This window comes from Pseudonocardia hierapolitana (assembly GCF_007994075.1).
GTDB classification, from domain to species: domain Bacteria; phylum Actinomycetota; class Actinomycetes; order Mycobacteriales; family Pseudonocardiaceae; genus Pseudonocardia; species Pseudonocardia hierapolitana.
The window spans coordinates 8,796,827-8,815,252 of record NZ_VIWU01000001.1; the positions used below are offsets into that span (position 1 = coordinate 8,796,827).

Consider the following 18,426-nt stretch of genomic DNA (forward strand, 5'->3'; position numbering starts at 1 on the left):
TGTAATGCCCTAGTGCAGTTCAACCCTTACGGCGGGACGGCAGCACAGCTCGCGGTCGCCCTCGTCAACGCCGGACCCGCCGCCACCGCGGACGCCGTCGACGACGTCCTGACGACCTACGACTACCGGCCGGCCCACGACGTCGACCCCGCTCAGGCCCGCGAACTGGCCCGGTGGGCCGACCGGCTGCGCGCCGTGTTCGCCGAACCCGACGTGACCGGGCGCGTCCGGCTGCTCAACGAACTCCTCGCCGACGTCGCCGCCCCGCCCTACATCTCCCAGCACGACGGCCGGGCCCCGCACTTCCACTACGCCGAGCACGACGCACCTCTCGTGCACCGGATCAAGGCCTACACGGTGGGTGGCCTCGCCCACGCCCTCTGCGACGACCCCGGCCGCATCGGCCGGTGCGACCGGCCCGGCTGCGACACCGTCTTCGTCGACACCTCACGCAACGGCAGACGCCGCTTCTGCAGCACCCGCTGCGCGAACCAGGCCCACGTCGCCGACCACCGCAGGCGCCGCAGGCGGGGATGATCGGTGGGCGTCAGACGGAGCGTTCCACCGGCACGACGTCGACGAGCCGGTCGGCGCCGAGGAAGTCGACCGGATTCGCGGTGAGAAATGGCACGCGGGCCGCCGCAGCGGTCGCGGCGATCTGCAGGTCGAGGCGACGGGGCCGCGAGTTGCGACCGGCGGCCCGGACGAGCGTCACGAGGACGCCGTAGAGCTTCGCCTCCTCGACGCCGAACGGGAGGATCTCGTAGCTGTCGAGCACGTGGCGCAGCCGGATCTGCCGAGCTTCTGGATCCGGTCCGGAGTCCGAGCCGAACGCGAGCTCTCCGAGGCTGACCGCGCTCACGACCAGGACCGAGTCCCGGTGGTCTCCCAAGTCGACGCTCGCCAGGTCGATGAGGACGCAGGTGTCGATCAGGGCGTACACGTCAGTAGTCGAGGCGGTCGTCGCCGAAGATCAGATCGTCCGCCTCGCGGTCGCGGCGCCACTGCTCCACGTCGATCGGTGGCAGCCGGCGAGCCATCTCCTGCAGCTCCCGACCCGTATACCGCCGCCTTCGCGCATTGTCGGCATGGGGCACCAGGTCGGCGACAGGCTTGCCGTTGCGGGTGATGACGAAGCTCTCCCCCGCTTCCACGCGCCGCATGATCTCGCCGCTGTCGTTGCGCAGCTGCCGCTGGGCTATGGTCTCTGGCATCGGTCACCGTAGCAGTTTCGTGCTACGGAACCGCTACGGCCTCAGATCTCCAGCCCGTTGCGGTCCACCAGGCACCCGTCCGGCCACGCGGCCAGGGACGCGTGCACCTCCCGCACCATCGACACCCCGCCGTACACCTGCACCCGGCCGTCGGCGCGAATCATCCGCGTCCCCCCGGAGACCCGAACCCACCCGCAGCGCTCGTAGAACGGCGCGACGTGGTCCCCGCAGGTGAGGTAGCCGAACGGCACGTCGAGACCGCGGAGCGCGGTGTCGCCGCGACGCAGCAGCTCACGGCCGAGGCCCGAGCCCTGCTCCCCCGGCGCGACGGCGACCAGCCCGACGTCCCCCACGAGCACCGATGCGTCGCGCTCCGGCACGCGCAGGAACCGGCGCAGGATCCCGAGGTGCGCCACCGCGCGGGCGTCGCGCCGGGCGACCAGCCGCAGCTCCGGGCGACCGCTCGACCAGCTGCGCGCTCCCACGAAGGCCGTGGAGCGGGGGAAGGCCAGTGCCAGCAGGTCGGCGAGCCGGGCATGGCCGGAAGGCGTGATGTCGTCCTCCCAGACCAGCGCCCACGAGGGCTCAGCGGCTGGTGAGCTCATCATGCCGGCTGCACCGTGCCGTCCAGCCCGTCGGCGTGACCTGGACGACCATGCGGCGCGCGCAGTCCGGGCAGTACCGCGGCGGTTCGAGCGCGCGCCGGTCCGCGCAGCGCACGTGCTCGCCCTGCGCCGCCGGCGTCCCGCACTGGTCGCAGAACATCAGATCGTCTCGTTCAGCGCCTTGATCGGCATCTGGAGCTCGCCCAGCAGATCGATGTCGGCCTCCGCCGGGCGCCCGAGCGTGGTCAGGTAGTTGCCGACGATCACCGCGTTGATCCCGCCCAGCAGGCCCTGCCGCGCGCCCAGGTCGCCGAGGGTGATCTCCCGCCCACCCGCGAACCGCAGCACCGTGCGCGGCAGCGCCAACCGGAACGCGGCGACGGCGCGCAGCGCGTCCGGCGCATCCAGCGGCTCCAGGTCGCCGAACGGCGTGCCCGGGCGCGGGTTGAGGAAGTTCAGCGGCACCTCGTCCGGCGTGAGCGCGGCCAGCTGCCCGGCGAACTCGGCCCGCTGCTCGAGCGTCTCCCCCATCCCGAGGATCCCGCCGCAGCACACCTCCATCCCCGCCTCGCGCACCATCCGAAGTGTCTCCCACCGCTCCTCCCACGTGTGCGTGGTGACCACGTTCGGGAAGTGCGAGCGGGCGGTCTCGAGGTTGTGGTTGTAGCGGTGCACGCCCATCGCGGCCAGCTGCTCGACCTGCTCCGGGGTGAGCATGCCCAGCGAACACGCGATGTTGATGTCCACCTCGTCCTTGATCGCCGCGATGCCGGCGGCGACCTGCGCCATCAGCCGCTCGTTGGGCCCGCGCACGGCGGCGACGATGCAGAACTCCGTCGCCCCCGTCTTCGCCGTCTGCTTCGCCGCCTCCACGAGCGACGGCACGTCCAGCCAGGCCGAGCGCACCGGCGAGTCGAACAGGCCCGACTGCGAGCAGAAGTGGCAGTCCTCCGGACATCCACCGGTCTTCAGCGAGATGATCCCCTCGACCTCGACCTCCGGCCCGCACCAGCGCATCCGCACCTCGTGCGCCAGCTCCAGCAGCGGTTCGAGCGCCTCGTCGGGCAGCCGCAGGACGTCGAGCACCTGCGCCTCGTCCAGGCCGACCCCCTTCTCGAGGACCTGGGACCGGGCGGTGTCGAGGATGGCGAACTGCGTCGTCGTCACGCGTCGGGAGTCTGCCATCCGCCACCCAGTTCGGGCGCCAGACTGTGACGCGCGACGGCCGCGAATCGCCCGGGGTCCAGCGCGCCGGCACCGTCGGGGAGCGCGCCGAGCAGCGGGGCGCCGCTGGTGGCGGGCAGGTCGCCGAGGTTGCAGCGGGCGGCGAGGTCCGGCTCGGCCGGCCAGGCCCCGACCACGATCCCCGGGCAGGTCAGCCCGCGGCGCCGCAGCGCCTCGACGGTGAGCTCCGTGGCGTTCAGCGTCCCCAGCCCGGCAGCGGCGACCACCAGCACCGGGGCCGCGAGGAGCGCGGCGACGTCGGCGAGGGTGGCGTCGTCGGTCATCCGCACCAGCAGCCCTCCCGCCCCCTCGACGAGCACCAGGTCGTGGTCCGCGGCGAGCGCGACGGCCGCGTCGGCCGCGGCCTGCGGCGTGACCGGCTCAAGCCCGGCGCACCGGGCAGCGGTGGCGGGAGCGAGCGGGTCGGGGTAGCGGGCGAGCTCGCGGCCGGTGGTTCCGGGCACGAGCCGCTGGACGGTGGCGACGTCCCCCGGCTCGCCGTCCGCCACACCGGTCTGCGCGGGCTTGAGCACGGCCACCCGCTGTCCCCGAGCGGCTGCGACTGCCGCGACGGCCGCGGTGACGATCGTCTTGCCGACATCGGTGCCGGTGCCGGTGACGACCAGGATCACGCGTCCACCAGCGCGAGGACGTCGGCGAGCGCCGTGCGGACGTGCGCGAGCTCCGCGTCGGTCACGGTGGCGCGGGCGGTGAGCCGCAGCCTGCTCGTGCCTTCCGGCACCGACGGCGGCCGGAAGCACCCGACGCGCAGGCCCCGTTCGGCGCACCGGCGGGCCGCGGCCACGGCGACGTCGGGTGCGCCGAGCACGACCGCCACCACCGCGGACGGCGGCGCGGGCACCCCGGCGGCGGCCGCGAGCGCGGCGGCCACCCGCAGCACGGCGCCCGGCCGCTCCGGCTCGGCGCGGAGCACGGCCAGTGCGGCGCGCGCGGCGCCCACGGCCGCCGGCGCGAGCCCGGTGTCGAAGATGAACGAGCGGGCGGAGTCCACGAGGTGCGCCGTCACCGCCGCCGGTCCGAGCACCGCGCCGCCCTGGGCGCCGAGCGCCTTGGACAGGGTCATCGTCGCCACGACGTCGTCCGCCCCGGCCAGCCCGGCGTCCGCGAGCAGGCCGCGCCCGCCCGCGCCCACCACGCCGAGCCCGTGCGCCTCGTCCACGACGAGCAGCGCGCCGCGCCTGCGGCACACCGCGTGCAGCTGCGACAGCGGTGCGAGGCCGCCGTCCACGCTGTTCACGCTCTCGGTGACCACCAGCGCCCGGGACTCGGTCCGCGCCGCCAGCGCGGCGTCGACGGCCTCGGGATCGTCGTGGGGGACGACGGCGACGCGCGCCCGGGAGAGCCGGCAGCCGTCGATGAGCGAGGCGTGGTTGGCCGCGTCCGACACGACGAGCGCGTCCGGGCCGGCGAGCGCGGTGAGCACACCGAGGTTGGCGGCGTAGCCGGAGGAGAACACGAGCGCGGACTCCGCGCCGCAGAAGTCGGCGAGCTCGGCCTCCAGCTCGGTGTGCAGGGTGGTGGTGCCGGTGACCAGCCGGGACCCGGTGGAGCCCGCCCCCCAGGTCCGCGCCGCCCGCACCGCGCCCTCGACGACCCGCGGGTCGGTGGCGAGACCGAGGTAGTCGTTGCCGGCGAGGTCGAGCATCGGCTCGCGCGGTGTCCTGGGCCGCAGCGCCCGGCGCAGGCCGGCGGCGCGGCGGCGGGCGGCGTGCGGTTCGAGCCAGGCGAGGGGGTGCGCGGGTTCGGGGGACGTCACGAGCGCAGACGGTAACCCGCGTACGAGGATGAGCGCATGACTGCGATCCGCTGGGCGACGTTCGACTGTTTCGGCACCCTCGTGGACTGGCGGCACGGCATCGCGAACGGCATCGACCTGCTGTTCCCCGGGCAGGGCACGACGCTGCTGGAGGTCTACAACGGCCACGAGCCCGCGGTGCAGACCGAGTTCCCCGGCATGCGCTACCGCGACGTGATGGCCGAGGCGCTGCGGCGCACCGCCCGTGACGCCCAGCTCGACCTGCGCGAGGTCGACGAGGGCGTGCTCGGCGACACGATCCCGTACTGGCCGGTCTTCCCCGAGGTCGCGGCGAGCCTGACCGAGCTGCGTGCGGCGGGCTGGCGGATCGCGCTGCTCACCAACTGCGACCAGGACATCATCGGCGAGACGCAACGCCGGCTCGGCGCCCCGGTCGACACCGTCGTCACGGCCGAGATGGTCGGCTCGTACAAGCCGAACCACAACCACTTCACCCGCTTCGAGGAGTCCTTCGGCGCCACGCGGGACAGGTGGGTCCACGTGGCGCAGAGCTACTTCCACGACATGGAGCCCGCGAAGGCCCTCGACGTGCCGCGGGTGTGGATCAACCGCCAGGCCGACGAGCGCGACCCCTCGATCGCCGACGCCGTCCTGCCCGACCTCCGCGGACTCACCGCGACCGTCGAGACGGTGAACGGGAAAGCACGGTCGTGAACGCGCAACCGGGAATCTTCGCGCTGGGCACCCCGGAGCACGGGTACCTCGAGTTCGACCTGGCGCACGACGCCGAGCCGGTCGACCTCGTGCGGGCGGCCGCCGGGCTGGTCGACCCGCTCTCGACCACCGGCGGGGTCAACCTCGTCGTCGGGTTCCGGCCCGAGCTGTGGGCCGATGTTGCCGACCCGGGCGACGTGCCCGCCTCGGCCCGCGGCTTCGAGCAGCCGCTCGTCGGCGCGGGCGGCTGGGCGATGCCGGCCACGCAGCACGACGCGTGGATGTGGGTGGCGGGCGGCGACCGGACGGCCGTGTTCGACAACGGCCGCGCGATCGTCGCCGGGCTCGCGCCGGTGGCGCGGCTGCGCCGCGAGACGACCGGGTGGCTGTACCGCCACGACCGCGACCTCACCGGGTTCATCGACGGCACGGAGAACCCGTCGCTGCTGGAGGCGCCCGCGGCCGCGCTCGTGCCCGCCGGCGAGCCGGGCGCCGGCAGCAGCGTGGTGCTCGTGCAGATGTGGGAGCACGACGGCGACGGCTGGGAGAGCCTCCCCGTCCACGCCCAGGAGAACGTCATGGGCCGCACCAAGCCCGACAGCATCGAGCTGGACGACGAGGCCAAGCCCGCGGACAGCCACGTGGCGCGCACCGTCCTCGAGGTCGACGGTGAGGAGCTGCCGATCTTCCGGCGCAACGTGGCCTTCGGCAGCGTCTCCCGCCACGGCACCGCGTTCGTCGGGTTCAGCTGCGACCAGTGGCGCCTGGAGGAGATGCTGCGGCGGATGGCGGGTGTCGGCGACGGCGTGCGCGACGCGCTGACCCGCTACACCCAGCCCGTCACGGGCGCCTACTACACCGTTCCGTCGATCGACGCGCTCGCCCGGTTCGCACCGCCCGAGGAGGACTGACCCGGCCGGACGTAGGTCACCTCACGGCGGTGCAGACGGAAGCCCGCGCGGTCGTACACGCCGAGCGCACCGGTGGGGTTCTCGGCGTCGACCGTGAGGGACGCGGTGGCGTAGCCCTGGGCAGCCGCGCCCTGCAGCACGTGCGCGAGCAGGGCGCCTGCGATCCCGCGCCCGCGGTGGGCGGGAAGGGTGCCCACCGTCCCGACGTAGAGGTCGCGCGCGCCGTTGCGCGCCGTGTCGGCCGGGAACTCGTAGCTCAGCACGTACCCGGCGATGGAGCCGTCGCCGGTGAGGGCGACGGCCGAGTTCCCCGGGCGGAACGCCCGGGTGCCCGTGCGGTGGTGCGCCCAGGCGGTGGGACCGACCGCCGCCGATCCCCAGTGGCCGGCGAACGCGCTGTTGTGGGCCAGGCGCAGCGGCTCGTCCCAGCGCGCCGCCTCGTAGGGCGGGCCGAGCCCGACCACCGTGATCCCGGCAGGCGGCGGGAGCGGTTCGACCGGGACGGCGAGGTCACGCAGCAGCTCCGACCACCACCGCGCCGGCCGCATCCCGGCACACTCGGCGAGCGCGATCGCGTCGGACGCCGACTCGGCCAGCCGTGTGACGACCGCCGCGCCCAGTTCGTCGGCCCTCCGGCGCGCCGCGGCCGTCAGCGCCGTGCCGATCCCCCGCCTCCGGTGCGCCGGGTGCACGGCGGCGTCGACGTGCAGGCGCGGCTCCGGCGGCGGCCCGGCGCGGAGGCGGACCACCTGGTAGGCGACCGCCCGTCCGTCCCCGTCGAGCACGAGGAGGGTGTCGCGCTCCAGATCGAGCTCCGGGTCGGCGAGCTCCTCGGCGCAGTCCTCGGCATCGAGGTTCTCGTTGCGCCGGTCGACCTCCTCGACGGCCTGCAGGAGCGCGGCCCAGCGCTCCGCGTCGGAGGCTCGCAGCGGCCGGGCCAGCAGGTCGTCGGGGAGGTCGCTCACCACCGGCGCACCGTACGCCCGATCATCAGACGGGCCGGCGGAATTCCTGCGCCTCCTCGTCGAGCACGAGCACCCGCGCCGTCGGGATGTCGAAGAACAGCCCGAGCAGCGCCGCGTCGACGCCGTGGGCTCGCAAGGCCGCCAGCTGCTGCGCCACGTTCACCATGGCGAGCGCCTCGACCTCGCCGTAGCCCGCGGCGAGCGCGGCCTTCCCGACGGGATGCCCGGCACGCAGCGCCTCCAGGCTGGGAGCGCCCGAGGCGAGCCAGTCGCCGAGCGGGTCGCCGGGCTGCTGCGCCCCGTCGAGCAGCCCGCGCATCGCACCGCACCCCGAGTGGCCGCACACCGCGATCAGCGGGACGCGCAGCACCTCGGTGGCGTAGTGGAGCGCGGCGCGCATCGACGTCCCGGCCACCAGGTTGCCGACGTTCTGCACGGTGAACAGGTCGCCCGGGCCGCTGCGGGTGATCAGGTTGGGCTGCACGCGCGAGTCGGCGCAGCACAGCAGCAGACCCTTCGGGGCCTGTCCGTGGGCGAGCTTCTCCAGCGTCGGCCGGATCATCTCCGCCGCGTCCGAGTGGTACGCGGCGACGCCGGCGAGGAGCGGCGCGTGCGGGGTGTGGTCGACCTCCTGCCCCGGTGTCATTTGCCACTGCGACCAGGTGGCGTAACCGTGGCGCGGCCGGTCGCCCTGCACGCGAGCTCCCGGCTCGGTGACGACGACCTCCGCTCCGCTCGCGCGCCGCCGGGCCGTCCAGGCGTCCAGGTGGTCGAACGCCGTGTGGTCGAGGTAGTCGACGACGAGCTCGACGCGCACCGGAGCACCCGCAGGCACGGTGGCCAGGGTGCGCGAGAGCGCGGGCACCGACAGGAAGCTGAGCGTGCCCTCGACGATGACGCGCCACGGCTCGGCACCGTCCGGTTCGACGATCCGCACCCGGGCACGGGCTGCCCGGCGCAGCATCACGAGGCCGGCCAGCACGAGGCCGATCGCGACCCCTTCGAGGAGGTTCAGCAGAAGCACGCCCGCGACCGTGCCGAGGTAGACCACCAGCTCGCCGTGCGAGCGGGCGGCTCGCAGGTCCGCGGGCTTCACCAGCTGCAGCCCGACCACCACGAGCAGCCCGGCGAGCGCGGCGAGCGGGATCAGCTCGACCACGCCCACGAGCGCGATCCCGAACACCGCGATCCACCCCCCGTGCAGCACTGTGGACGCCCGGGTGCGCGCCCCGGACTCGACGTTGGTGGCGCTGCGCACGATGACCCCGGTGACGGGCAGCCCGCCCAGGACGCCGGAGATCGTGTTCGCGGCACCCTGGCCGATGAGTTCGCGGTCCGCGTTCGCGCGCGGGGCCCAGCGGCCGGCGTCGCTCTGCAGCCGGTCCACGGCGACGGCGGACAACAGGCTCTCCACGCTCGCGATCAGCGCGATCGTGAGCATCCCGCCGGCGATGCCCGCCCACGGCAGATCCGGCAGCAGCGTGGGGAGCTCGATCGCCTCGAGCAGGTTGCCCGGGAGGTCGACGCGGGGAGCACCGGGCATCAGCAGGGCGAGTGCGGTGGCGGTGCCGACGGCGACGAGCGCGCCCGGGAGCACGCGCGCCCGGCGCGGCAGCCGCGGCCACAGCAGGAGCAGCGCGACCGTGGCTGCGCCGATCAGCACGGCGTCCGGCCGGGCCTGCGCCACCTGGGCCGGGAGCTCGGCCAGCGCACCCGGGGCGCCCGTCGGCGGGCTCCCGCCGAGCACGACGTGCAGCTGCGCGAGCGCGATCGTGATGCCGATGCCTGCGAGCATCCCGTGCAGCACGGCCGGCGGGATGGCCTGGCTGAACCGGGCGATCCGGGCGCACCCGAACGCGATCTGCAGCAGGCCCGCGCCTGCGGTGATCAGGCACGTGGTCTGCCAGCCGAATCGGCTCACCAGCTCGGCCACCACGACGGTCAGCCCGGCGGCGGGCCCACTGACCTGCAGCGGGGAGCCGCCGAGCAGCCCGACGACCACACCCCCGACGACCGCGGCGATCAACCCCGCCATCAGCGGCGCACCGGAGGCGAGGGCGATGCCGAGGGAAAGGGGAACGGCGACGAGGAAGACGACGAGCGAGGCGAGCACGTCGGCCCGCACCGCGTCGCGGCGGCGGGGCGGGGCGTGCTGAGCGGGACGGGGCAGCGAGGTGGTCATCGGAAGCTCCGAACGGTCGACGTCGGGGAGGGTGCCAACGATCGGGGCACGGTGATCCGGAAACGACCTCCTTCCGCTGTCCGTTCCGCCGGTTTCGTCCGGTCGGAGACCGCGTGAACCGGTTTAACCCGGTATTCATGTTCATCTGCAACCGCGTGATCCATACTGGTCGGAGGCTCGTCCGTTTGGACCATCAGCCGCCCGTTTTGCCCCTTTCGTGGGTATCTGCGGTCCATCCGATCCGGTGATCCTTCGCCGAGGTACGCGCAGGTGGGCCCGGACAGATCGGCCCCATTACCCTCAGCCGCCATGAGCACCGCCGCCGACACCGATCACCCGGCGCTCTCCCGGCGCCGCGAGCTCGGCGCCACGAGCGCCCGCTCGCTGCTCCTCACCGTGCTCGGCGAGTTCGTACTCCCCCGCGACCAGCCCGTATGGACGCAGGTGCTCATCGACGTCCTCGGCGGCCTCGGCGTGGAACCCAAGTCCGCCCGCCAGGCGCTCGCCCGCACCGCCGCCGAGGGCCTGCTCGGATCCGACCGCGCGGGCCGGCGCGTCCGCTGGTCGCTCACCGAGCAGGGCCGCAGGCTGCTCTCCGACGGCGCCGCCCGGATCTACGGCTTCGGCACCGCCGTGCCGCCGTGGGACGGGCGCTGGCTCGTGCTGCTCGTCAGCGTGCCGGAGGCCCGGCGCCAGCTGCGGCACCGGCTGCGCACCCGGCTCGCGTGGGCCGGGCTCGGCTCACCCGCCCCCGGCGTCTGGCTCACCCCCGATCCGGGCAAGCAGGACGAGGTGGCCGACGTGATCACCGACCTCGGGCTCACGACCGTCACCAGCTCGTTCGTCGGCCCGTTCGGCGCCATCGGCAGCGAGCGCCAGGTGGTGGAGCAGGCATGGGATCTCGCCGAGGTGGAGACGGCCTACGAGGAGTTCCTGGAGTCCTTCGCCGACGCCACCCCGGTGGAGTCGAGCGACGTGCTCGTCCACCAGATCCTGCTCGTCCACGCCTGGCGCCGGTTCCCGTTCCTGGACCCCAAGCTCCCCGCCGAGCTGCTGCCCGACGAGTGGGCGGGCGCCCGCGCCGCCGCGCTCTTCGACACCCTCCACGCCCGGTGGGGCGGGGAGGCCCAGCGGCACTGGCAGGAGACGGTCGGCACGCTCGGCTGACGAGCTACTCGACGTCTTCACCCGCGACCCGAAGTGGGCGCAGTGGTCGTCGGACCGGCTTGGGGAAGCCCTCGAACAAGGGCCAGTGCTGATCAACCAGATCGTCTACGGCGAGGTCTCCCTGCGGTTCTCCACCATCGAGGCCCTGGACGCTGCGCTCGGTCCCGACCGCTTCATCCGGGCGAACATGCCGTGGCCCGCCGCGTTCCTCGCGGCGAGGTGCTTCCAGACCTACCGCAAGCGCGGCGGCACGCGGACGTCCGCACTCCCGGACTTCTTCATCGGCGCACATGCCGCAGTGCTCGGCCTGACGCTGCTCACCCGCGACGCCACCCGCTACCGGACGTACTTTCCCGGTGTCCGGCTCGTGGCTCCCGGAGACACCTGACCGATCAGCCCAGGCAGCCCGGCCCCAGCAGCGCCTTGAGGTCGCCCATCAGCGCCGACGAGTGGGTGACCTTGAGCCCGTCGTCGAGCTTCCACGTGGTGGTCTTGCTGCCGTAGACGAGGTTGAGGTGAACCTCCGACGTGCCCGGGTGGTGCGACAGGACCTCCTTGAGCTTCGACACCCGCTGCGGGGTGACGAGCTCGGTGCGGATGCTCACCTTCACCGGGGCACCCGCACCGCCTGCGCCCGCCGAGAGGTCGGGCACCGCGAGGTCGGCCACGATCAGCGAGACGCGGTCGTCGCGCTTGTTGACCCGGGCCTTGACCAGCACGATCGCGTCCTCGGCCACGTCGACGCCGACCACCTGGTACGTGCGCGGGAAGAACAGCACCTCGATGCCACCGGCGAGGTCCTCCAGCTGCGCGGACGCCCACGGCTCGCCGTTCTTGTTCACCCGCCGGTTCACGCCGGTGAGGATGCCGCCGATGGTGACCTGGTGTCCGTCGGCGATCCGGCCGTCGGTGGCGCCCTCGAGGATCGCGGAGATCGACATGTCCGACTTGGACAGCAGCACCTGCTCCAGGCCCTGCAGCGGGTGGCCGGACACGTAGAGACCCAGCATCTCCCGCTCGACGGCCAGCCGGTGCTTCTTGTCCCACTCGTCGTCGGGCACCTTCACGTCGAACACGGCGTCGAGCTCCGACGGGCCCGAGCCGTCCATCGACCCGAACAGGTCGAACTGCCCCATCGAGGCGGCCTTCTTGGTGGTCATCACCGCGTCGATGGCGTCGGCGTGCACGAGCAGCAGGCCCTTGCGCGGGTGGCCGAGCGAGTCGAAGGCGCCGGCCTTGATCAGGGATTCGATGACCTTCTTGTTGCAGACCACCGCGTCGACCTTGCGCAGGAAGTCGGAGAAGTCGGTGAACGCCCCCTTCTCCTTGCGGGCCGCCACGATCGCGTCGACGACGTTCTCGCCGACGTTGCGGATGCCGCCCAGGCCGAACCGGATGTCGGCACCGACCGGCGCGAAGTTGCGCACCGAGTCGTTGACGTCCGGCGGCAGCACGGTGATGCCCATGCGGCGGCACTCGGCCAGGTAGACCGCGGCCTTGTCCTTGTCGTCGCGGACGGACGTGAGCACCGCGGCCATGTACTCGGCCGGGTAGTTGGCCTTGAGGTAGGCCGTCCAGTACGAGACCACGCCGTAGGCCGCGGAGTGGGCGCGGTTGAACGCGTAGTCGGAGAACGGCAGCAGGATGTCCCACAGCGTCTTGACCGCGGCCTCGGAGTAGCCGTGGTCCTTCATGCCCTGGGCGAAGCCGGCGTACTCCTTGTCGAGGATCTCCTTCTTCTTCTTGCCCATCGCGCGGCGCAGCAGGTCGGCCTTGCCGAGCGTGTAGCCCGCGAGCTTCTGGGCGATCGCCATGACCTGTTCCTGGTAGACGATCAGGCCGTAGGTCTCGCCGAGGATGTCCTTGAGCGGTTCGGCCAGCTCCGGGTGGATCGGAGTGACCTCCTGCCGGCCGTTCTTGCGGTCGGCGTAGTCGTTGTGGGCGTTGGCGCCCATCGGGCCGGGGCGGTACAGCGCGCCGACGGCGGAGATGTCGTCGAACTCGGTGGGGGCCATGCGGCGCAGCAGGTCACGCATCGGCCCGCCGTCCAGCTGGAACACGCCCAGCGTGTCGCCCCGGCCGAGCAGCTCGTAGGTCTTGGGGTCGTCGAGCGGGACGCTCTCGATCTCGAGCTTTGGCTTGCCGTTGAGCTCGATGTTGGCCAGCGCGTCGTCGATGATCGTGAGGTTGCGCAGGCCGAGGAAGTCCATCTTCAGCAGCCCGAGCGTCTCGCAGGCGCCCATGTCGAACTGCGTGATGATGGCGCCGTCGGCCTCGCGGCGCTGGATCGGGATGACGTCGATCAGCGGCTTGCTCGACATGATCACGCCGGCGGCGTGCACGCCCCACTGCCGCTTGAGGCCCTCCAGCCCGCGCGCGGTGTCGATGATCTCCTTGACCTGCGGGTCGGCCTCGTAGAGCGCCCTGACCTCGGTGGCCTCGGCGTACCGCTTGTGGGACGGGTCGAAGATGCCCGAGAGCGGGATGTCCTTGCCCATGACGGCGGGCGGCATCGCCTTGGAGATGCGGTCGGCCACCGCGTAGCCGGGCTGGCCGTAGAGCACCCGCGCCGAGTCCTTGATCGCGGCCTTCGCCTTGATCGTGGAGTACGTGATGATCTGCGCGATGCGGTCCTCGCCGTACTTCTCCGTGGTGTAGCGGATCATCTCGCCGCGCCGACGTTCGTCGAAGTCCATGTCGATGTCGGGCATCGAGATGCGCTCGGGGTTGAGGAACCGCTCGAAGATCAGCTTGTGCTCGATCGGGTCGAGGTCGGTGATCCCGAGGACGTACGCCACCAGCGAGCCGGCCGCCGAGCCGCGGCCGGGGCCGCACCGGATGCCGACGGACTTGGCGTGCTGGATGAGGTCGGCCACCACGAGGAAGTAGCCGGGGAAGCCCATCTGGATGATGACGCCGACCTCGTACTCGGCCTGCTTGCGGTACCGCTCGGTGATCCCGTTGGGGAACCGCATGTGCAGGCCGCGCTCGACCTCCTTGACCAGCCAGCTCTCCTCCGTCTCCCCCTCGGGGACGGGGGCGCGCGGCATGAGGTCCTGGCCTTCGGTGAACCCGACGTCCACCCGCTCGGCGACCCACAGCGTGTTGTCGCACGCCTCGGGGAACTGCGGGTCCCACTGGGCGCGCATCTCGGCGGCCGACTTGAGGTAGAAGTCCTGCGCGTCGAACTTGAAGCGGCCGGGGTCGGCGAGGGTCTTGCCGGTCTGCACGCACAGAAGCACCTCGTGCGGCCTGGCGTCCTCTGCGTAGGTGTAGTGCAGGTCGTTGGTGGCCAGGCCGGGAAGGCCGAGCTTCTTCTTGAGATCGAACAGGGCCTCCTGGACCTGCTTCTCGATCGCGATGCCGTGGTCCATCAGCTCGCAGAAGAAGTTGTCCTTGCCGAAGATGTCGCGGTAGTCGCTCGCGGCCTGGCAGGCGTCGTCGAAGCGGTCCTGCTGCAGGAGGCGCTGCACCTCACCGGACGGGCAGCCGGTGGTGGCGATGATCCCCTTGCCGTAGGTTTCGAGGAGCTCGCGGTCCATGCGGGGCTTGTAGTAGTAGCCCTCGAGCGACGCCAGCGACGAGAGCCGGAAGAGGTTGTGCATCCCCTCGGTGTTCTCGGCCAGCAACGTCATGTGGGTGTACATCTCACCCGGGTTGTCGTCGCTGATCTGCTGGCCGCCCAGCGTGGCGCGCTTGCGCTCGTGGCGGGACCCCGGCGAGAGGTAGCCCTCCATCCCGATGATCGGCTTGACGCCGTGGGCCTTGGCCTTGCGCCAGAACTCGTAGGCCCCGTAGACGTTGCCGTGGTCCGTCATCGCCAGCGCCGGCATCTCCATCCGCGCGGCCTCTTTGAACAGGTCGTCCAGCCGCGCCGCCCCGTCGAGCATGGAGAACTCGGTGTGGGTGTGCAGGTGGACGAAGCTGTCGGTGCTGCTGGCCGCCATGGGGTGGGGAGCTCCCTCCTGGCGCCGCCGGGGCGGCGCGCGAACACGCAGAACCTGACCTCCGCCGCCGACGGCGTAGCCGCCGGGCGACGAGGGTGCTGGGACGGCTCAATCTAGCTCTGGCCCCCGACAGTTCCGCGAACCCGGTACCGGCCCGACCGAACCCCCTGCTCATCCCACCGACCGGCGTGTCGGCCCGTGCGCCCGGAGTCGGCCGACGTGCCCATGGGCGGGTGGCGTGGACCGGAACGAGGTGCGGGAGCGAAGGGGTGTGCATCAATCGGCCCCGAGCAGACGGCCGGGCCTCGAAGGCCTCCGGTGGCTCCACGGCCATGATCAGCGCTTCGGCGCGAAAACGGCCGGATTCGACCGGGAGTGCGCCGAACTGCTGATCAAGCCTCCGCGGCGCACCGGGGTATGCGCGGTCGTGACCGTCCCGCACCCGGACTCCGCCCACGCACCCGTCGTCGGCCGACGCCGGCCGTCGACCGGGCGCGGGAGCGCGAAGCGGGTGCGCGAGGCTCACTAGACTCCCCTGCGATGGCCCTCGACACCTCCCCCTACACCGACCTCGTCGCGCGGGTTCCCGTCCGCGCCGAGTCGCTCGAGCTGCGGGGCGGGCGCACGCGGCTGTGGGTCTACGGGCCGGACGACGCCCCGCACCGGATCGTGTTCGTCCACGGCCTGCGGGGGGACCACCACGGCCTCGAGCCGATCGTCGCCCACCTCGACGGCGCCCAGGTCGTCGTGCCCGACGTGCCCGGGTTCGGGACGTCCGTGCCGCTCCCGTCCGACCGGCACGACATCGGCGGCTACGCCGCGTGGACGCGGGACCTGCTCGCCGCCGTCGCGCCGGGTGGCGACGCGGTGCTGGCCGGGCACTCGTTCGGCTCGATCGTGACCGCTGCCGCCGTCGCGCAGGGTGCCCCGGTGCGCGGGCTGGTGCTCGTCAACCCGATCGCGGCGTCGGCGCTCGCCGGGCCGCGGCGGCTGATGACCGGTCTCACCGTGCTCTACCACCGGTTCGCCGCCGCGCTGCCGGAGCGGGCCGGCACCGCGCTGCTGCGTCACCGGCTGATGACCCGCATCGCGAGCGTCGCCATGGCCACCACCCCCGACCCGGTGTTGCGCCGCTGGATCCACGCGGAGCACGACCGGTACTTCTCCACGTTCGCCGACCGGCGCACCCTCCTGGAGGCGTTCCACGCGTCGGTGCGGCACGACGTCGCGGAGTCGGCGCCCGCGGTGGGTGTGCCGACGCTGCTCGTGGCGGCCGAGCGCGACGACATCGCCCCGCTCCCCGCGCAGCGCGCGCTGGCCGGGCGGTTCCCCGACGCCCGCCTCGCCGTGGTGCCCGGCACCGGGCACCTCGCCCACTACGAGGCGCCCGCCGCGGTGGCCCGCGAGATCACCTCGTTCGTCACGGCCCTGCACCCCGCGCCGTGAGGATCCTGATCGACTGCCGGTACGTCCGCACCGGCCACCACGACGGGATCAGCCGCTACACCGTGGGCCTCGCCACCGAGCTCGCGACGCTGCACCCCGGCGTCGAGCTGCTCGTGAGCCACGAGGACCAGCTCGCCGCGCTGCCGGATCTGCCGTGGCACCGGGTGAGCGCGCCGACGAGCATCCGGGAGCCGCTCGTCGCGCGGCAGGTGCGCCGGATCGGGGCGGACGTGGTGTTCTCCCCGATGCAGACGATGGGCAGCTGGGGCCGCGACCACGCGCTGGTCCTGACGCTGCACGACCTCATCTACTACCGCAACCGCACCCCGCCGCCGGAGTTCGCGCTGCCGATCCGCCTGCTGTGGCGGCTCTTCCACCTCGCGTGGTGGCCGCAGCGGGTGCTGCTGAACCGGGCCGACGCCGTCGTCACCGTCTCGGAGACGACGGCGGCGCTGATCGCGCAGCACCACCTGACCCGCCGCCCCGTGACGGTGGTGCCGAACGCGCCCGACCCCGTCCCCGACCTGCCGCGCGCCCCGCGCACGGGCGCGCTGGTCTACATGGGCTCGTTCATGCCCTACAAGAACGTGGGCACCCTGGCCGGTGCGATGCCGGCACTCCCCCACCACGAGCTGCACCTCATGAGCCGGATCAGCCCGGACGAGCGCGCCCGGCTCACCGCGCTCGCGCCGGGCGGGAAGCTCGTGTTCCACGACGGCGCGAGCGACGAGACCTACCGGGACGTGCTGCGCGGCGCCACGGCGCTCGTCTGCGCCTCCCGCGACGAGGGCTTCGGCATCCCGCTGGTGGAGGCGATGGCACTCGGCACCCCGCTGGTGGTCAGCGACATCCCGGTGTTCCGCGAGGTCGGCGGGGACGCCGCGACCTACGTCGACCCGGACGACGTGCACGGCTTCGTCGAGGCGGTGAAGGAGCTCGACGACCCGGAGGTGTGGGAGCGGCGCTCCGCGGCCGCCCGGGCGCAGGCCGCCCGCTACAGCTGGGAGGCATCGGCCCGCGTCCTGCTGGCCCTCCTGGAACGGGTGGCCGCCGCCCGCTGACTCAGAGATTCGAGGCAGGGACTCAGGCCGCCCGGCGCGCCGCCACGGCCTCGCGGCCGAGCACCTGGGCGTAGATGCCCTCGAACCGGTCGAGGGTGGCCTCGGACCCGTGGGCGGCCACGATCTCGCGGCTCGCGGTGCCCATCCGGCGCCGGGTGGCGGCGTCGCCCAGCAGCGCGGCGAGCCGCGTGGTGAGCTCCTGCACGTCGCCAGGGGTGTAGAGCCAGCCGTTGCGGCCGGGGCGCACGAGGTGGGGCAGCGCCATCGCGTTGGCGGCCACCACGGGCAGGCCCGCGGCCATCGCCTCGAGGGTGACGAGGCTCTGGAGCTCGGCGACGCCGGGCATGCAGAACACGTCGGCGCCCGCGTACGCCTCGAGCAGCTCCTGCTCGGAGACGAAGCCGCGGAAGCGCACCCGCTCGCCCACGCCGAGCCCGGCGGCGAGCGCGGTCCATTCCTCGCGACGCGCACCGTCACCGACGATCTCCAGCCTGCCGGCGATCCCGGCAGGCAGCGCGGCGAACGCCCTGATCAGCTCGTCGACCCTCTTCTCCTGGTCGAGCCGGCCGACGAACAGCACGGTGGGGACGGGGCCCGGGTTGTGCGGGATGGCCCGGTACCGGTCGGCGTCGATCCCGCACGAGACCGGCATCGCGTCGACGAGACCCGCGTGGCGCACGAGCAGCTCGACCGCACGTGGGGTCGGGGCCGTCACGACCTGCGCCTTGCCGAAGACCCGGCCGAGGTCGCGCCACGCCCACGCGTGGAACGCGCGCCGCAGCGGCCGCGGGATCGGGCTGTAGCCGATGAGGTTCTCCGGCATGAGGTGGTTGGTGGCGACGAGCGGGCGCCCGGTGCGGTGCGCCGCCCTGACGATGCCGCGCCCGACGACCATGTGCGCGTTGGTGTGCACGACGTCCGGGTCGAGCTCGTCCATGAGCGCGGACGTGGCGGGGAAGGCCTCCCACGGCATGCAGACCTGGAAGCCGTCGTGCTGGTAGTAGCGGTGCGAGCGCACCCCGTGCACCGTGACGCCGTCGCGGACCTCGCGCGACGGGGGCCCGGTTGGTGAGGGGGCCACGACGTGGATCTCGTGCCCGCGTCCGGCGAGCCCGGTGGCCAGGCGTTCGGCGAAGCGTGCGGCGCCGTTCACGTCGGGCGGGTAGGTTTCCGCGCCGATCATGATCCGAAGCGGCTTCACGGCATGTGTCCT

18 protein-coding genes are annotated in these 18,426 nt (G+C 73.0%); 7 read left to right on the forward strand and 11 right to left on the reverse strand.

What is annotated here, in order from left to right; translation table 11 throughout:
- Positions 1-12 precede the first annotated feature (12 nt).
- Positions 13-537: a CGNR zinc finger domain-containing protein gene (locus FHX44_RS41610; RefSeq protein ID WP_147260775.1), complete on the forward strand. Its 525-nt coding sequence runs from the start codon at positions 13-15 to the stop codon at positions 535-537.
- Positions 538-547: 10 nt separating this feature from the next.
- Here FHX44_RS41610 and FHX44_RS41615 read toward each other — a convergent pair whose 3' ends face one another.
- The 7 genes from FHX44_RS41615 to FHX44_RS41645 are packed head-to-tail and all read right to left on the reverse strand — an operon-like array spanning position 548 to position 4,820.
- Complete coding sequence (locus FHX44_RS41615; RefSeq protein ID WP_147260776.1) at positions 548-943, reverse strand: PIN domain-containing protein; 396 nt, start codon at positions 941-943, stop codon at positions 548-550.
- Between the two features lies 1 nt (position 944).
- Positions 945-1,214 carry a type II toxin-antitoxin system Phd/YefM family antitoxin gene (locus FHX44_RS41620; RefSeq protein WP_147260777.1) on the reverse strand — a complete coding sequence of 90 codons (270 nt, stop codon included), beginning with the start codon at positions 1,212-1,214 and terminating at the stop codon, positions 945-947.
- 41 nt (positions 1,215-1,255) lie between these two features.
- The gene (locus tag FHX44_RS41625; protein WP_147260778.1) at positions 1,256-1,822 is read right to left on the reverse strand and encodes a GNAT family N-acetyltransferase; all 567 of its coding nucleotides are present in this window, start codon (positions 1,820-1,822) and stop codon (positions 1,256-1,258) included.
- The gene (gene bsaP / locus FHX44_RS43715) at positions 1,800-1,979 is read right to left on the reverse strand and encodes a biotin synthase auxiliary protein BsaP (protein ID WP_147260779.1); all 180 of its coding nucleotides are present in this window, start codon (positions 1,977-1,979) and stop codon (positions 1,800-1,802) included. Before bsaP ends, FHX44_RS41625 begins: the two co-directional genes overlap by 23 nt.
- Positions 1,979-2,986: a biotin synthase BioB gene (gene bioB, locus FHX44_RS41635; protein ID WP_246170880.1), complete on the reverse strand. Its 1,008-nt coding sequence runs from the start codon at positions 2,984-2,986 to the stop codon at positions 1,979-1,981. The genes bsaP and bioB overlap by 1 nt, the downstream gene beginning before the upstream one ends.
- Positions 2,983-3,675: a dethiobiotin synthase gene (gene bioD / locus FHX44_RS41640; protein WP_212612900.1), complete on the reverse strand. Its 693-nt coding sequence runs from the start codon at positions 3,673-3,675 to the stop codon at positions 2,983-2,985. The genes bioB and bioD overlap by 4 nt, the downstream gene beginning before the upstream one ends.
- On the reverse strand, positions 3,672-4,820 hold the full coding sequence (locus FHX44_RS41645) for an 8-amino-7-oxononanoate synthase (RefSeq protein ID WP_246170881.1): 1,149 nt from the start codon (positions 4,818-4,820) through the stop codon (positions 3,672-3,674). The genes bioD and FHX44_RS41645 overlap by 4 nt, the downstream gene beginning before the upstream one ends.
- A gap of 36 nt (positions 4,821-4,856) precedes the next feature.
- Between FHX44_RS41645 and FHX44_RS41650 the strand changes: the two genes are divergently transcribed.
- Positions 4,857-5,534 carry an HAD family hydrolase gene (locus FHX44_RS41650; RefSeq protein ID WP_147260781.1) on the forward strand — a complete coding sequence of 226 codons (678 nt, stop codon included), beginning with the start codon at positions 4,857-4,859 and terminating at the stop codon, positions 5,532-5,534.
- Positions 5,531-6,445: a Dyp-type peroxidase gene (locus FHX44_RS41655; RefSeq protein ID WP_147260782.1), complete on the forward strand. Its 915-nt coding sequence runs from the start codon at positions 5,531-5,533 to the stop codon at positions 6,443-6,445. The genes FHX44_RS41650 and FHX44_RS41655 overlap by 4 nt, the downstream gene beginning before the upstream one ends.
- Here FHX44_RS41655 and FHX44_RS41660 read toward each other — a convergent pair.
- On the reverse strand, positions 6,388-7,413 hold the full coding sequence (locus tag FHX44_RS41660) for a GNAT family N-acetyltransferase (protein WP_147260783.1): 1,026 nt from the start codon (positions 7,411-7,413) through the stop codon (positions 6,388-6,390). The two genes, FHX44_RS41655 and FHX44_RS41660, sit on opposite strands and share 58 nt — an antisense overlap.
- A gap of 22 nt (positions 7,414-7,435) precedes the next feature.
- The gene (locus tag FHX44_RS41665; protein WP_147260784.1) at positions 7,436-9,592 is read right to left on the reverse strand and encodes a SulP family inorganic anion transporter; all 2,157 of its coding nucleotides are present in this window, start codon (positions 9,590-9,592) and stop codon (positions 7,436-7,438) included.
- 309 nt (positions 9,593-9,901) lie between these two features.
- On the opposite strand from FHX44_RS41665, the gene FHX44_RS41670 reads away from it, so the two are divergent.
- Positions 9,902-10,759: a PaaX family transcriptional regulator gene (locus FHX44_RS41670; RefSeq protein WP_147260785.1), complete on the forward strand. Its 858-nt coding sequence runs from the start codon at positions 9,902-9,904 to the stop codon at positions 10,757-10,759.
- An 85-nt stretch (positions 10,760-10,844) separates the two neighbouring features.
- Positions 10,845-11,147 carry a type II toxin-antitoxin system VapC family toxin gene (locus FHX44_RS41675; RefSeq protein WP_212612901.1) on the forward strand — a complete coding sequence of 101 codons (303 nt, stop codon included), beginning with the start codon at positions 10,845-10,847 and terminating at the stop codon, positions 11,145-11,147.
- 4 nt (positions 11,148-11,151) lie between these two features.
- Here FHX44_RS41675 and dnaE read toward each other — a convergent pair whose 3' ends face one another.
- Positions 11,152-14,706, reverse strand: a complete 3,555-nt coding sequence (gene dnaE / locus FHX44_RS41680) for a DNA polymerase III subunit alpha (RefSeq protein WP_147260786.1) — start codon at positions 14,704-14,706, stop codon at positions 11,152-11,154.
- 540 nt (positions 14,707-15,246) lie between these two features.
- Here dnaE and FHX44_RS41685 point away from each other — a divergent pair.
- On the forward strand, positions 15,247-16,152 hold the full coding sequence (locus tag FHX44_RS41685; RefSeq protein ID WP_147260787.1) for an alpha/beta fold hydrolase: 906 nt from the start codon (positions 15,247-15,249) through the stop codon (positions 16,150-16,152).
- A complete protein-coding gene (locus FHX44_RS41690) occupies positions 16,149-17,213 on the forward strand; it encodes a glycosyltransferase family 4 protein (RefSeq protein ID WP_147260788.1) in 1,065 nt (354 codons plus the stop codon). The genes FHX44_RS41685 and FHX44_RS41690 overlap by 4 nt, the downstream gene beginning before the upstream one ends.
- Positions 17,214-17,235: 22 nt before the next feature.
- Here FHX44_RS41690 and FHX44_RS41695 read toward each other — a convergent pair whose 3' ends face one another.
- Positions 17,236-18,414, reverse strand: coding sequence for a glycosyltransferase (locus FHX44_RS41695; RefSeq protein WP_246170882.1), 1,179 nt, complete (start codon positions 18,412-18,414; stop codon positions 17,236-17,238).
- Between the last annotated feature and the right edge of the window lie 12 nt (positions 18,415-18,426).